The sequence below is a fragment of the Parapedobacter sp. GCM10030251 genome, assembly GCF_042666505.1.
Lineage (GTDB): Bacteria > Bacteroidota > Bacteroidia > Sphingobacteriales > Sphingobacteriaceae > Parapedobacter.
Genome location: NZ_JBHTDN010000001.1, coordinates 1,253,142 through 1,267,481, shown reverse-complemented (window position 1 = coordinate 1,267,481; position 14,340 = coordinate 1,253,142). Strand labels below are relative to the sequence as shown.

General features: G+C 46.2%; 11 protein-coding genes. 8 read left to right on the top strand and 3 right to left on the bottom strand.

What is annotated here, in order from left to right; translation table 11 throughout:
• The first annotated feature begins 81 nt into the window (after positions 1–81).
• Both ACFQRK_RS05545 and ACFQRK_RS05540 read left to right on the top strand, forming a co-directional pair.
• On the top strand, positions 82–540 hold the full coding sequence (locus ACFQRK_RS05545; RefSeq protein WP_379004469.1) for an NUDIX domain-containing protein: 459 nt from the start codon (positions 82–84) through the stop codon (positions 538–540).
• Positions 541–614: 74 nt separating this feature from the next.
• Positions 615–1,829, top strand: coding sequence for a glycosyltransferase family 2 protein (locus ACFQRK_RS05540; RefSeq protein WP_379004467.1), 1,215 nt, complete (start codon positions 615–617; stop codon positions 1,827–1,829).
• Here ACFQRK_RS05540 and ACFQRK_RS05535 read toward each other — a convergent pair.
• Positions 1,801–2,568, bottom strand: a complete 768-nt coding sequence (locus ACFQRK_RS05535) for a 4'-phosphopantetheinyl transferase family protein (RefSeq protein ID WP_379004465.1) — start codon at positions 2,566–2,568, stop codon at positions 1,801–1,803. The two genes, ACFQRK_RS05540 and ACFQRK_RS05535, sit on opposite strands and share 29 nt — an antisense overlap.
• A 3-nt stretch (positions 2,569–2,571) precedes the next feature.
• Positions 2,572–3,828 (bottom strand): ROK family transcriptional regulator, encoded by a 1,257-nt coding sequence (locus tag ACFQRK_RS05530; RefSeq protein ID WP_379004464.1) that lies wholly within the window; start codon positions 3,826–3,828, stop codon positions 2,572–2,574.
• A 258-nt stretch (positions 3,829–4,086) separates the two neighbouring features.
• Here ACFQRK_RS05530 and ACFQRK_RS05525 point away from each other — a divergent pair, with 258 nt between their 5' ends.
• From ACFQRK_RS05525 to ACFQRK_RS05505, 5 genes are all read left to right on the top strand, one after another.
• Entirely contained in the window at positions 4,087–5,358 is a 1,272-nt protein-coding gene (locus tag ACFQRK_RS05525) for a Gfo/Idh/MocA family oxidoreductase (RefSeq protein ID WP_379004462.1), read from the top strand.
• A gap of 138 nt (positions 5,359–5,496) precedes the next feature.
• Positions 5,497–8,904: a family 16 glycoside hydrolase gene (locus ACFQRK_RS05520; protein ID WP_379004460.1), complete on the top strand. Its 3,408-nt coding sequence runs from the start codon at positions 5,497–5,499 to the stop codon at positions 8,902–8,904.
• Positions 8,905–9,101: 197 nt separating this feature from the next.
• A complete protein-coding gene (locus ACFQRK_RS05515) occupies positions 9,102–9,752 on the top strand; it encodes a hypothetical protein (protein ID WP_379004458.1) in 651 nt (216 codons plus the stop codon).
• Positions 9,753–9,941: 189 nt separating this feature from the next.
• Complete coding sequence (locus ACFQRK_RS05510; protein WP_379004457.1) at positions 9,942–10,331, top strand: response regulator; 390 nt, start codon at positions 9,942–9,944, stop codon at positions 10,329–10,331.
• Positions 10,315–11,400, top strand: a complete 1,086-nt coding sequence (locus tag ACFQRK_RS05505) for a sugar transferase (protein ID WP_379004455.1) — start codon at positions 10,315–10,317, stop codon at positions 11,398–11,400. The genes ACFQRK_RS05510 and ACFQRK_RS05505 overlap by 17 nt, the downstream gene beginning before the upstream one ends.
• Positions 11,401–11,413: 13 nt before the next feature.
• Here ACFQRK_RS05505 and ACFQRK_RS05500 read toward each other — a convergent pair whose 3' ends face one another.
• Positions 11,414–12,277: a beta-1,6-N-acetylglucosaminyltransferase gene (locus tag ACFQRK_RS05500; protein ID WP_379004453.1), complete on the bottom strand. Its 864-nt coding sequence runs from the start codon at positions 12,275–12,277 to the stop codon at positions 11,414–11,416.
• A gap of 197 nt (positions 12,278–12,474) precedes the next feature.
• On the opposite strand from ACFQRK_RS05500, the gene ACFQRK_RS05495 reads away from it, so the two are divergent.
• A complete protein-coding gene (locus ACFQRK_RS05495) occupies positions 12,475–14,319 on the top strand; it encodes an ABC transporter ATP-binding protein (protein ID WP_379004450.1) in 1,845 nt (614 codons plus the stop codon).
• Positions 14,320–14,340: the final 21 nt, after the last annotated feature.

Sequence of the window (14,340 nt, the reverse complement as noted above, 5' to 3'; positions counted from 1 at the left end):
ACCGTTCTTCGAACAGGTATGTCACTCGCCTTTATACTAACGGTCGAGGCACTTGCATTGTTTTGAAATTGTCTGAAGGATATGGATAGATTTACAATACGAGTATACGGTTTTTTATTTAACGACAACCAGGAAGTCCTCATCAGCGATGAACGGGAATCGGGATTGGAGTTCAGTAAATTTCCAGGAGGCGGACTTGAATATGGTGAAGGATTGCTGGAGGGTTTACAGCGTGAATTTTCCGAAGAATGCGGGGTGGAGATTGAGGTTCTGCGTCATATCCATACCACGGATTTTTTTGTGAAATCGGCTTTCAATGATAACCAGGTGATCGGGATATATTACCTGGTCCGTCACAGTGGGACATTACAAGGACGTTTCAGCCGGAAGCGTTTCGATTTCGAACAAGGAAAAGATCTCGACCAAGTATTCCGTTGGGTGTCTATGGACCAGTTGAACGAAAAGGATCTTACTTTTGAAATGGATCGGGCTGCTTGGCGGGTATTTATGTCGGAAAAGAGCCACGGTTTGGAATTTTGATGAGCGATGAGCTCTTTCAGTTGGCTGAAATGAGTGGCAAATAGCTACATTCGCGTCGGCATTTGTTAACAGCAATGGAGTATTTCTTTTGGTTTGCGTTGTTTATAGTCTTTTACACGTATGTAGGATACGGGATATTGCTCTACCTATTGGTGCGTGTCCAACGTTTGGTCAGAAAAAGCCGTCCTACCTACGTGACGGAATACGAATCCCTGCCATCGTGTACGGTGATCGTGGCTGCTTACAATGAAGCGTCAATGATCCGGCAAAAGATTGACAATACCTTGCAGCTTCGTTATCCGGCGGATAAAATCCGATATATTTTTGTGACGGATGGATCTACGGATGAAACACCTGCGCTGGTGGGTGAGTATCCGGAAATTTCGTTACTTCATCAGTCGGCGCGTAATGGTAAGATTGCAGCCGTGCACCGAGCAATGCGCGAAGTAGCTACGGAGGTAGTCGTTTTTACCGATGCAAACACGTTGTTGAATACGGATGCGCTGATCGAACTATGCAAGTATTACAGCGACGAAAAGATTGGGGCGGTTGCCGGAGAAAAGCGCATTTATGCCGGAGCGGAGGCCGATGCGAGTGCAGCGGGAGAGGGGTTTTACTGGAAATATGAGTCGGCGCTAAAAAGATGGGATTCGGAATTACACACCGTTGTGGGTACGGCCGGGGAGCTGTTCAGCATCCGGACCAACTTATATGAAAGCGTGCCGCTGGATACCATTTTAGACGATTTTATGATATCGATGCACATCGCCGGTAAGGGATACCTTGTGAAATACGAACCCTTAGCATTTGCTACCGAAATGGCATCGGAGAACGTAAAAGAAGAGTTAAAGCGGAAAATTCGGATTGCCGCGGGTGGAATTCAGTCGATCGTTCGCCTAAGGCGACTGTTGAATCCATTTGCCTATCCGGTGCTTGCCTTTCAATATATCAGTCATCGGGTGTTGCGGTGGACCCTTACGCCGATATTGCTGCCGGTCGTGTTTGTCCTCGCTGCCTTACTGCACGTTTACGATGCCGGAATACTGTATAGCGGACTGTTTTATGGGCAGTTGATATTTTATGGATTAGCGGTATTGGGATTTTTGTTGGAACGGAAGGCTCTGAAAGTAAAAATCGCTTTTATTCCCTATTATTTCTGTGTAATGAATTATGCGGTTCTTGCTGGCATGCTTCGCTATGTCCGGGGCGGACAAAGTGCAGTTTGGGAGCGCTCCAACCGAAAACAAACGCTTACGGCGATTACAATCGATAAAAGGAACATGGAGTAATGGGAATGGAACTGGCCATGCATCCGATGAATCCTTCTTCCGGGGAAAACGAATAGAGATAAACCCGGTCAGGCGGCTGCCCGCCGATAATTTGCTTGTTAGCATAACATATACCATCCAATACTTCAAAATGAGGGAGGTGATCGCCGATACCCTCGCCGGTAAGTTTCAAAATGGCTTCCTTTCGTGTCCATAATGTGAAAAAACGCTGATGCACCAGATCCTTTCGTGCGCAGATGAACGCGATTTCATTGGCCGAAAAGCACGCTTCCAAAAGGGATTCAATTGCAAACGGTCGATGCGACCACTCGATGTCGATTCCGATGGGATGATTCGGGTTTAATCCGATTAACACACGATTTTCTGTATATGATAGATTAAACTGAATGCCCGTATTTTCCGGTTTTTCCAAACTGGGCTTGTTGTGGTGGCCTTTCCCAAAATCCAGAGCCCTCGGATCCGAATGGGTTGCTCGCCCCAACAGTACTCTCAGCGCGGTGTGAGCAGCTTTAAAACGCAGCATGTGATCGGATTTGTGGAACCGCGATGCTCGGCGGGCTTCATCCTCACTTAATACGTGTTCGTCGCAATTGATCAACCGGGTATGAAACTGCCCCGGCTCGATCAGCCACAGACTCGGTTGCCGAAGTTCAGCATCGGCTTGCATAACCTCCCACCCGTCTAGCCAGGATATGCCATGCATCCAGGTCGATATGATCACGGTGCGGTCCGTCTCCATAAGCTAGACGTATGTTTCAATTGAAGAGATGAGCGAGTCAAAGTACTTTTCGAATGCAATATGTGCGATCCCCTTGGCACCCGCATCAGCACCGAGTTCAGAGAGTTCCACACGAGCCATATTCTTAAGCTGCGTCATGCAGTAGGTGTTGATGGCCTGCTGGATAGGAATGGTAATGTATTGGTTTGCCTCCGCGATCTTTCCACTCAGAATAATTAGTTCGGGATTGAAAAGTTGCACAAGCGCGGCGATGCCCTTCCCAAGCTTTTCGCCGATGAAGGAAAGGATGCTGATCGCATATTGATCACCTTTGTTGGCGGCTTCTATAACCTGTTGGGGTTCAATGTTTTCTATTTCTTGTTCGGATAACTCGTTGAGTAAGGAATCTTCACCGGATTGTATTCCTTCTTTGGCCATTCTTACCAGCGCAACCCCGGAAGCAACCGTTTCAAGGCAGCCTTTTTTGCCACAGTAACACAATGTGCCATCCTCGACAAACGGCATGTGTCCCATTTCTCCAGAAAACCCGGCTGTACCATTCCGTAATCGCCCATCCATGATTACACCTAACCCAATCCCCCAATCCATCAGGATGACCAATACATCCTTGCGTCTTTTTGCCATGCCGAATTTCAATTCGGCTATCGCAGCGCTTTTGACATCGTTGATGATAAATGTCGGCTTGTCAAATTGTGTTGAAAAGTAATCCTGCAGCGAAACGTGTTCATCCGGGTGCATCATATACGTATGATTGCGGCCACTGTTGTTATTGATAAGCCCCGGCATGCTGATGCCAACGGCTAAAATGGATGACCATGCAATTCCCGATGACCGGACGAAATTCGCAAGTAGCCGGTTTAATTCGATGGCAGAAGACCAGTCTTTCGTCAGCAAAAACGAAGATGTATCGGCATGTACAAACGTGTTGGTGTTGTCGACGATGGTCATTTTCACCCTGTATAACTCGACTTCGATACAAACAATAAAAAATGTATTGCTTTTTAACTTGTTTAATATCGGCTTTCGTCCGCCGATGGAACTTCCTTTTTCGTTTTGCTCCAATATTCCAGCTTCAGCCAAGGTATTAATCAACTCCAAGGTTTTTGGGGCGCTTATTTTTAGGTGTTTGCATATTTCGGCATTGGTCATACCGTGGTTGGCGATTAAGGCTTTAACCAATTTTAGCTTGAATCCTTGGTTTTTCCTCTCAATCTTCGACTTGTTTTCAAAGTGATTTTTACCCAAAAACGATGGCGACATAGCAGCTCTGTATTAGTGCTCAAAAATACTCATATTATCGGTAATGGACACATATTTTGCTACATATTTGCACATGTATTCTATCTTTTGAAAAAAAATATAAAAAGTTTTTGCTTTGACAGGGGAAATAATAAATTTGTCGGGCAAGACCGATTTGGAATTCAAATTATACAAATGAAATCGACTCCGTCAACGCCCTTATGCAAGGGCGATGAAGGAGTCGGTTCCATCAGACCATTAAAAACAAAATATTCTCTGATGAAAGAAAAAAACACATCCCGTCGGGAGTTTATTAAAAAAGTAACGATTGGGGCGGCAGCATTCAGCATTGTACCCCGTTTCGTATTGGGGGGGCAAGGTTATCTTGCTCCAAGTGATCACCTTACCAAAGGAGTGATCGGAGTTGGCGGAATGGGCCGGGGACATTTCGCTTATGCAGGTACGAAGACAGTTGCGATCTGCGATGTAGATACGCGTCACCTGGCATTGGCGATGAAGCAGCTCGGTGATACTGCGGTTAAGCAATTTTCGGACTTCCGTGAGCTGATCCAGTTGCCTGAGGTGGACATTGTGCATATTGCAACGCCTCCGCATTGGCACGGACTGATGGCCGCAGAAGCCGCGCGAATGGGAAAAGACATTTGGTGTGAAAAGCCGATGACACGTACCATTGGTGAGGGAAAACGTGTCGTGGAGGCCGTAAAGCAACATGGCAACATCTTCCGCTTGAATACCTGGTTCCGGTTCGAAGACAATTTTTATGGGATGAACGTTCCGGTAAAACGCATCAAAAAACTGGTCGATTCGGGTATGTTAGGTTGGCCGCTTAAGGTAACGATCAGCAAACACACCGGATTTGACTGGAAGTTTTATTGGGTAGGCCATGAAAACCTTCCCGTTGAGCAGGTTCCGAAGGAACTCGATTACGACATGTGGTTAGGTCCCGCACCTTATAAGCCTTATAGTACGCACCGTGTACATACAACGTTTAGAGGGTATTGGGATTACGATGGTGGCGGACTGGGGGATATGGGGCAGCATTATATCGATCCGGTCCAATATTTCTTGAATAAGGATGATGAAAGTCCGATTTCTGTCGAGGTGGATGCACCGCAACAACACAGCGACGCAGTTGGAACGTGGCGCCGCATAACGTATACGTATGCGGATGGTTGCCAAATTGTGCTCGATGGTGAAGGAAAGGATGTTGGTATGCCTTATATCGAAGGACCGAATGGTAAGCTTTTTCGGGGTTTCAAGTCGGATATTCCAGATATGGAACGGAAGCTCGCCGCTTTTCCGGATCCCGAACCACAGGTAACCGATTTTGTCGATGCCGTGAAAACACGCAAGAAGTTTGCGCTCAATGAGCAAAATGGTCACCGTTCCTGCACAATTGTCAATATGGGATTGGCGGCATTGCGCCTGGGGCGGTCACTCAAATTTGATCCGCAAACGCAATTATTCGTAGATGATGAGGCCGCCAACCGATTGGTGGATCAGCCTATGCGTGGCCCATGGGCAATTTAAATGACAGCGACGGATGCAAAAAGCCATGAAATCTGTTGAATGCCGTAAGCGGGCACAAACTTCATTGCAGCTACTAACAACTGAATGCAACAAGCTCATTTATGTCCTTGAAAATTTACGCTCATAAATATTATTGAAATGAAAAAAATCATATATGCGCTCTTGGCGCTGTTTATACACCAGGTGCCTGTGTCGGCCCAACATACCGATGTCCGGACCACCACCACCAAGATTGCCGACCTGCTGGCACAGCAACCTTCTGAAACTTCTGTGCGTTTTCGGGAAGCCATGGGGCAGATGGAACGGTTTACGGCGTCAGATATTGCAGCACTTCTTAAACAACTGGTGCCCCCGGGAACGGGTGATAATGCCGGAATCGAGTATGCAGTCAACAGTTACAGCTACCATGTGCTGTTACCGGGCAAGACGGGACAGCGTGCCACTTTCCTGCAAGGAGCTGTTGAGGCACTGAAGGCACTCGACAACAAAGACAACAAAGGGTTTGTGATCCAGCTGTTGCAGAATGCCGGAGACGACAGTGCCGTGGACGCATTAAGCCCGTACCTCACTGACGAATATCTGAGTGAGAAGGCCGCCCGGGCGTTGTCCCGCATCGGGACAGCGCGCGCAGGCGCTGCGCTGCAGAAGGCACTTGAAAACGCGAAAGGGATCACCGCGGTAAATATCATCGATGGGTTAGGTTTTATGGCTTACTCTCCGGCGGAGGAGGCTGTTTTGGCCAAAGCAAACACTACAGATCCTGCGCTTCGAAGAATCTCCTTGTACGCGCTTTCGAGACTGGGAGGAGCCGCCTCTCAATCGCTGCTAGCAGATGCGGCAAAATCGGCAGGTTATAAATACGATCCGACGGAAGCAACGTCAGCCTACGTCAACTATTTGCATAAACAAATAGCGAATGGTGAAACTGCAGCTGCAGGTAAGGCCGCGTCAAAAGTAATCAAGGAAGCTCGTCAAACGGATCAGACCCATACGCGCATTGCGGCTTTGGGCTTGCTTACCGAAACCAATAAGGAGCAGCAGGTGAAAACGCTGGTGAAGGCGTCACGCGATGATAACTCCAGATACCGCAACGCCGCTTTGGGTTTGCTTTCCCCATATTTGAACGGTGCAGTTTCAGCTAAATTGGTGAAGCGCTTGGACAGAGCCGACGAACAGGTACAAGTAGACATGCTACGATATGTTGCGAGCCATAAGCAATCAGGAGCCCTCCCGGAAGTCCGGAAGGCATTGCGCTCGGCCGCTCCAGCTGTTCGCAAGGAAGCCATAAACGCATTGCATCAACTGGATCCGGATGCCGCAGACAGCGAACTGATTGCCCTCTTACCGGCAAGCGATGCTGAAACCCGGCAGGCGATCAAGCAAGTGCTTCTTACGTCAAAAAATAAGCAGCTTACGCAGCTGGTCACCAGCGCGCTGAAAGATGAACAGAATGCCGATGTGCAAATCTTGCTAATCGATATTCTTGGTCAGCGAGGAGCGGGAGAAAGTATGCCTGTGATACTTGGGATCATTGGAAGCGACGCATCGAAAGCGGTAAAGACAGCAGCGTTCGGTGCATTGCCACAGATTGCCCGTTCCGAAGATTTGAATAAGATCCTGGACTTATTGACGGAGGCAAATAATGAATATGCGGGGGCGATACAGGCGGCAGCGGTGGTTGCTGTTACGTTGGGCGACGATCGAAAGACACAAACGCAATCGGTGATTTCCCGCTTTCAGGCTGCCGATGCCCAGCAACGGGCATTCTTTTTTCCAATACTGTCTGGAATAGGAGGAAAGGATGCCCTGGAAGTTGTTGCAGACCACACGAACCAAGGAGACCCGGTATTGCGAGGGGCTGCCACTACCGCGCTGGCAAATTGGACCGGAGAAGAAGCGTTACCGCAATTGATTGCATTGAGCCGAAAAAAGGTGACGGATTCCGGCCAACTGGATGCGGTAATCAAGGGGCTGGTCCGACTTGTGAGCGGTGCGGATCTTCCCGCTGATCAAAAAGTGCTCTACCTAAGGGATGCGTTCGAAGCTGCGGAATCGGTTGAACAGAAGAAGGCGGTATTACGTGCGTTGGAAGCCCAGAAGACGTACAACGCTTTGCTCTTTGCCGGCAAATTTCTCGACGATGAACAGTTGAAGTCGACGGCCGCAAATACGGTAATGAATATCGCATTAGACAATAAAGGCTTTTACGGAGCAGATGTAGTCCGTCTGCTGAACCAGGTAATCGAATTGCTTTCTGGCAGCGAAAGTAGCTATCTTCGTGAGGCAATCCAGAAGCACCTCAATGAGATGCCCAAGGGCTCCGGTTATGTATCGCTATTTAACGGGAAGGACCTAAAAGGTTGGAAAGGACTGGTAGCTGATCCCATAAAACGTGCGGCGATGGACGCCAAAACATTGGCTGAAGCGCAGATCAAGGCCGATGAAGTGATGCATGGCGGATGGTCCGTGCAAAACGGTGAATTGTTTTTTAATGGGCATGGTGATAATATCGCAACGGTTAAGCAGTATGGCGATTTCGAAATGCTGGTCGACTGGAAGCTCGCCAAAGACGGAAAAGATGGCGACGCCGGGATTTATCTTCGTGGTACGCCGCAGGTGCAAATCTGGGATACATCACGTGTGAATGTAGGTGCCCAAGTGGGGTCCGGAGGGTTATATAACAACCAGAAACATGAGAGTAAACCGCTGAAAGTTGCCGACAATCCGCTGGGAGAATGGAATACTTTCCGCATTCGAATGGTCGGCGATCGTGTCACCGTATATCTGAACGGTGAGTTGGTAACTGATAGCGTCGTGCTTGAAAATTTCTGGGACCGGAGCCTCCCTATATTCCCCAAAGAACAAATCGAATTGCAGGCCCATGGAACACACGTTTTCTATCGGGATATCTACATTCGTGAATTGCCCCGCAAGGAAGTGTTTACCCTGCCAGCACATGAAAAAAAGGAAGGGTTTAACGTGTTGTTTGATGGAACAAATATGGACGCTTGGCGAAAAAATACCGACGCATATAGTATCAGCGAAGAGGGCACCCTCGCGGTTGTCCCAACTGAGGGATCGGGAGGGAATCTGTTTACAAAAGAAGAATTTTCTGATTTTGTCTACCGTTTCGAATTCAGATTGACGCCCGGCGCAAATAATGGCATCGGAATTCGGGCGCCACTGGAGGGCGACGCCGCCTACGCCGGTATGGAAATACAAGTGCTGGACGACGGAGCCGAGATGTATAGGAATATCGAAGAATACCAACACCACGGCTCCGTATATGGCGTGATACCGGCAAAGCAGGGATACCTGCGGCCGGTGGGAGAATGGAATGAAGAAGAGATATACGTGAAAGGTAACAAAATCCGCGTGACGCTGAACGGTACGGTTATCGTTGATGGCGATTTGGCAGAAGCCTCCAAGAATGGAACGCTGGACCATAAGTCCCACCCTGGGCTAACCCGTAAATCAGGCCACATCGGTTTCCTCGGACATGGATCGGAGGTACACTTCCGGAACATTCGCGTGAAACGGCTATAGTCCATTTCAAAAAGCATGCATAAGGGCCGATATCCATAATTGACACGATATCGGCCTTTATGCATTTTATGCCAATAAGTTGCAGAAACATTGAATTGTTTTGTATGTTTGTTAAACTAATCGATTGGGCCAATCAATATTGATTGCTTACATATCTGTGCAAGATTCGAAAATGGAAGGTTAGCTATTTGTAAGGTATGGACTTTTATACAATTTTAGGACTGACAGGTGGCCTTGCATGGACGCTGGCATACATCGAAGCCATTCGTTTGGGCTTTGCTCAAAAGACGTTCGCGATTCCGTTTTGGGCCTTAGCACTCAATTTTTCTTGGGAGTTGGTGCAGTCAGCGTACAGTATCCGTCATAATAGTTTCAGTCTGCAATCCTATATTAATATCATATGGCTGTTATTCGATGTGCTGATATTGGTTACTTACTTTTTGTATGGTAAAAAGGGTTTTAAGAACTATGCAAATCCAGCTTATTTTATACCCTATAGCCTTATTGTGCTTCTGATTTCCATGCTCATCGAGTACGCATTTATTAAGGAATTCGGGGGCACTGACGGTGCTGTTTATTCGGCTTTTCTACAAAATGTCTTCATGTCGGTATTGTTCATATTGATGTTAATCGAGCGAAGAAGCAACAGCGGTCAAAGCCTTTTCCTGGCAATAAGTAAGGGCATCGGGACCGCTGCCAGTACCGTGTTATTCGGTGCCCTGGGGCACGCTGATCTGGCAAACTTGGTTTTTATACTCGGAAGCATTTGCTTTTTTTTAGATGTCGTTTACATCAATATGCTCGTTAAAGCAAAAACTTCGGAAGTTTCCATCAAAACAGGAAACTGAACTTTTCTCATAAAGCGATTAGCTGACCCCCGGCTATCATTTTCATACCTACCGCGTGGGTCTCTTTCAAGAGTTGATTTAGTTGTAGTGGATTGGCTACAAAGGGAGTTTATTGTACGTTTTTCTGCTTTTTTTCTTAAAAAAACTTTGAGATTTGTCCTCGGTAAATGCTTAGATCCTGTTTGAGGTATGAAGAAAAGAATTCTATTAGTAGAAGACGAACCAACGATACAGCGGTTATTACATTTTATACTATCGAAGGAATACGATGTACAGGCAACTGCGAATGGTTATGAGGCGTTTCTTTGGTTGGAAAGCCGCCAGATTCCGGATCTAATCATAATGGATTGGGTAATGCCGCAGATGGACGGGAGATCGTTTCTAAAATGCTTGAAAGTAAGTGGTTTATATAGCGAAATTCCAGTCATCGTACTTTCAGCATCGGAGAATGTCATCGAAGAGCTGAGTGGCCTTCCTTATTCCGTTAATAATTTTCTTAGTAAACCGTTTGATCCTATTATACTAAAAGAGACTATCAGAAGCATATTTAAAACATCGACTTATGGATTTGTTAACTGAAGTTAAGCAAGAAAGCAAATTTATAACAATTTCGGTTGCATATTTAGGGACTAAGTTTGTCGATGAGCTTGACAAAGCCTTGAATAAGGACATCAAGCTTATCCAATTCGACCACTTGGAGGTTTTAGATAAATACATAAAGAAACAATCGGTTTTGTCCGCGCCGGATATTTTGCTGTTGGAAATTGAGGAAAATATTGCTCCATTGCTTTCTTTTGTATCCGCATTCCGCAGCAATCCGCTTAATCAGGGCATCAGCATTATTTTGTTAGCATACAAAAATAACCGCTTAGCCGTAACGCAAGCATTTTCCTCGCTCGTCAATGACATTTATTTTTATCCGTTTAATGTAGGGAATATCGAAGAGCGATTAAAATTCATTATCAAATTTAAGTTGCTGAATAGCAAGTTGAAGACGGTGGATTCCAGATTGCCGAGTGGCGAATACCGGATGCCCTTAACAAAACGGATATTTGATATTCTGGTGGCCGGAACGGTGCTTATTCTGGCGATGCCGATTATGGTTATCGTTGCAATTTTGATTAAATTGGACTCTAAAGGGCCCATATTTTATATTAGTAAGCGAGCGGGATCCGGGTATAAAGTTTTTGACTTTTATAAATTCCGGTCAATGCGGGTTAATGCGGATAAAGAGTTGGCTAAATTGTCAGCCCATAATCAGTATGCACTAAATGGCGGTTCATCGGCATTTGTAAAGATTAAGGACGATCCCCGGGTTACACGTTTGGGGATGTTACTCCGAAACACAAGTTTGGACGAGCTTCCCCAGCTTTTTAATGTAATAAAGGGCGATATGTCATTGGTGGGGAATAGGCCGCTTCCACTTTATGAAGCGCAACAGCTTACCTCCGATGAGTGGGCCACGCGTTTCTTGGGTCCGGCGGGGATTACCGGCCTTTGGCAAGTGACAAAAAGGGGCAAAAGTGAGATGTCCGACGAAGAACGAAGGCGGCTGGATAACGACTATACCGAGAATTTCTCCTTCTGGATGGATTTCAAAGTGTTATTGAAAACGATACCTGCATTGTTGCAAAAAGAAAAAGTCTAACAAGCAACTTGCTTTATTTTTTTGTTAAGAGATCGGCATCTATGGCATCCAATACCTCACTGTCCGATTCGCTGTCGAACTTCCTGCCGTACAGTTTTTCCGATTGTTTCAATTGATCCAAGTCATCACAACTGAGTATTTTAGGACTCATGTTCCCTGCCGTCCAATCGATATAGCGCAAGTTGTCATTGACAAGTTCCTTTTTATGGACCGAATTGTAAAGGATGGTTTGAAAGAAGAATTCGTCCGGACCCCAGGTGTGTTTGAAAAAACGAGTGATCCGGGGGTGATCATGGATAACGGATAATACATGACGTATATGAGCGGTTGATAGGGTCATCCATTGAGATCGTCCAGTAAACGCCATGCCTAAGGGAATGTGCCGTGCGGGCAGAATACGGTTGATCACATTTTCTACGAAGTACTTTCCCCTGAACGGATAGTCTGCCAAATGGTATTTCCTGATTTTTTGCTGTGCTTCCACCCACCAGGGCGAATCATTAAAATGCATTTCGACAAACGATTTTCCCACATGGTTGTCCAGAAAGGCATGAACATCCGCTGCATTTTTAAGGGGATAATCGGCTTCGCTGAGCAAGTTGATGAAATCGTATTGCTCATCCTTACGGGATAAGATCTCTTTGAATGCTTCCAACGTAGCTCGCACCATGCTATAGGTACCCCATGTCACCTCCGTACGTTTGGTTATGAAAAAGGTATTTTCAATCGCGCCGACACGTTCAATAAATGGTGCAATGGATACCTTTTTATCAATGTGTATAAAAGTCTTTGCGTCCGCATGGGAAACCCTGCCGACCAAGCGCGATACCGACGCCGGTGAACGATGTGCTAAAATTAAATGTGCAACGCTTGCCACCTTAAGGTTTTTATTGTCGAATTTCCACTACAAAACACAAAATGTCAACGGTTTTTCCGTTTGAGTGCTGTAATTTATATCAATCTTTGCAAAGATACTAGGAATAATCATGTCGTCACGTGTCTGAGTAATTTTTGCAGTATCTTAAGAAATGGCAATCCTATCTAGTAGAAAAACAAGATATTCTAAAGTAATCAATGGTTAAAACGATATCGAAGACAAAAGATCAGGTCAGTTATTACCTTCATTTGCTATCCGACCTGAAGTTATCCCGTACACTCAAGATGGTATGGGCGCTGGAACCGCGTCGGACGGTCATCGTGGTTCTCATGCTTATTTTATCTACGGGCTTGCTCTTTCTGTCCTTATATACGCTTAAGGAGTTGATTGATATTGTCGCTAAATTTGAAATTGATTCACCTGGTTATCGAAATCAAATCATCGTTCAGGTGTTAATTGCGGGAGGCGCAATGGTGGCACATTCGGTCATGAGTTCCTTATCCAGCTATTTTTCCGAGGTCCAATCTACGCTTGTTTCCGAGCGGATTGACGATATGATTCATCGGCATACCGTCGATCTGGATATGGCGTATTACGAGGATCCCGAATATTTTAACATTCTGAAGTTGGCTAAGGACGCAGGAGGTGGGAGACCGAATGCAGTCCTTATGGGCTTGATCGGTATTTTAAGCGCCGGCTTCAAAATGATCGGTGCATCCGCTATTATCGTGTCCATCGATTGGCGACTGCTTCCGCTATTAGTTCTCTTTGTGTTCCCGATGTTTTTGGTGCATATATACTTTTCTGAAAAGCAGAACGCGTTGCGGATCAAGAATACACCCATTGAACGTCAAGCAAGCTATTTTGGCCACCTGATCACTTCCGAGATTTCGGCCCGTGAAATCCGGAGCTACAACCTTGGTGAGTACTTTAAACGGAAGTATTTTGCGATCCGTACCGAGTTAATCGGCCAGCGCTTAAAAATTAGCGGACAGCGGACAATCGCCGAATCGGGGTTTCATGCGATCGCTAGCTTGGGCTTCTTTACGTGTATCTATTTTATAACGATGGGGGCAATCGAGGGTAGGGTTTCTGCCGGAGATATCGCCATTTTTCTCGTAATTTTTCCGATGATTTTCGGATACCTGCATGAAATAACCACGGGCATTACGGCGGTATATTCCAATAATTTGTACGTTAAATATATCTTCGATTTGTTTGATTTAAAGAGCAAGATACATGACGCCGAATATCCGGAACCGGTACCTGTGACGGAGGACGTTAAGTTGGTCGTCGATCAACTGAAATTCCATTATCCGCATGATAAACGACTGATCCTCGATGGGGTTTCACTCGAAATACCACAACGGAAAATCGTGGCGCTTGTTGGGCTTAATGGCTCGGGTAAGTCGACGTTGATTAAGCTATTAACACGTCTGTATGATCCGACAGAAGGGGCGATCCGTCTGGACGGAACAGACATCCGGGATTTTTCTATTACCGGCTATCGGAAACAAATCAGTGTCGTTTTCCAAGACTTTTATAAATATAACGTAACGGCAGCTGAAAATATTTTCCTGGGTGATATCGATCGGGCTAAACACGATCCTTCCGATATCATTGAGGCCTCGAAGCAAGCAGGCGCTCATGACTATATTAAGGACTTCGAAGAGGGGTACCAGACGATGATGGGACGTGTGTTCGAAGGAGGGCATGAAATCAGTATCGGGCAATGGCAGAAGTTAGCCACCGCCAGGGCCTTTTACAGCTCAGCTCGGTTTCTTGTTTTGGATGAGGCGACCAGTGCGTTGGATGCGCAGTCGGAATATCGACTGTTTGATGCCTTGAAAGCAAATTTGGGAAACCGGGGAGTGTTAATCATCAGTCATCGTTATTCAACGGTGAAGCATGCAGATTATGTGTATGTCTTGTCTGACGGAAAAGTCGTTCAACACGGTGAACCCGATGCCCTGGCGAATTCGGCGGGTGCCTATACTGAATTGTTTAAAATCGACATAATGCAGGAAAGCGAAAATATATGATTGGAATTTTTACGTTATAGA

Excerpts from the sequence above, each read along its gene's own strand:
- ACFQRK_RS05545 (WP_379004469.1), top strand. The coding sequence starts at position 82 with ATGGATAGATTTACAATACGAGTATACGGTTTTTTATTTAACGACAAC.
- ACFQRK_RS05510 (WP_379004457.1), top strand. The coding sequence starts at position 9,942 with ATGAAGAAAAGAATTCTATTAGTAGAAGACGAACCAACGATACAGCGG.
- ACFQRK_RS05525 (WP_379004462.1), top strand. The coding sequence starts at position 4,087 with ATGAAAGAAAAAAACACATCCCGTCGGGAGTTTATTAAAAAAGTAACG.
- ACFQRK_RS05505 (WP_379004455.1), top strand. The coding sequence starts at position 10,315 with ATGGATTTGTTAACTGAAGTTAAGCAAGAAAGCAAATTTATAACAATT.
- ACFQRK_RS05540 (WP_379004467.1), top strand. The coding sequence starts at position 615 with ATGGAGTATTTCTTTTGGTTTGCGTTGTTTATAGTCTTTTACACGTAT.
- ACFQRK_RS05515 (WP_379004458.1), top strand. The coding sequence starts at position 9,102 with ATGGACTTTTATACAATTTTAGGACTGACAGGTGGCCTTGCATGGACG.
- ACFQRK_RS05495 (WP_379004450.1), top strand. The coding sequence starts at position 12,475 with ATGGTTAAAACGATATCGAAGACAAAAGATCAGGTCAGTTATTACCTT.
- ACFQRK_RS05530 (WP_379004464.1), bottom strand. The coding sequence starts at position 3,828 with ATGTCGCCATCGTTTTTGGGTAAAAATCACTTTGAAAACAAGTCGAAG.
- ACFQRK_RS05535 (WP_379004465.1), bottom strand. The coding sequence starts at position 2,568 with ATGGAGACGGACCGCACCGTGATCATATCGACCTGGATGCATGGCATA.
- ACFQRK_RS05520 (WP_379004460.1), top strand. The coding sequence starts at position 5,497 with ATGAAAAAAATCATATATGCGCTCTTGGCGCTGTTTATACACCAGGTG.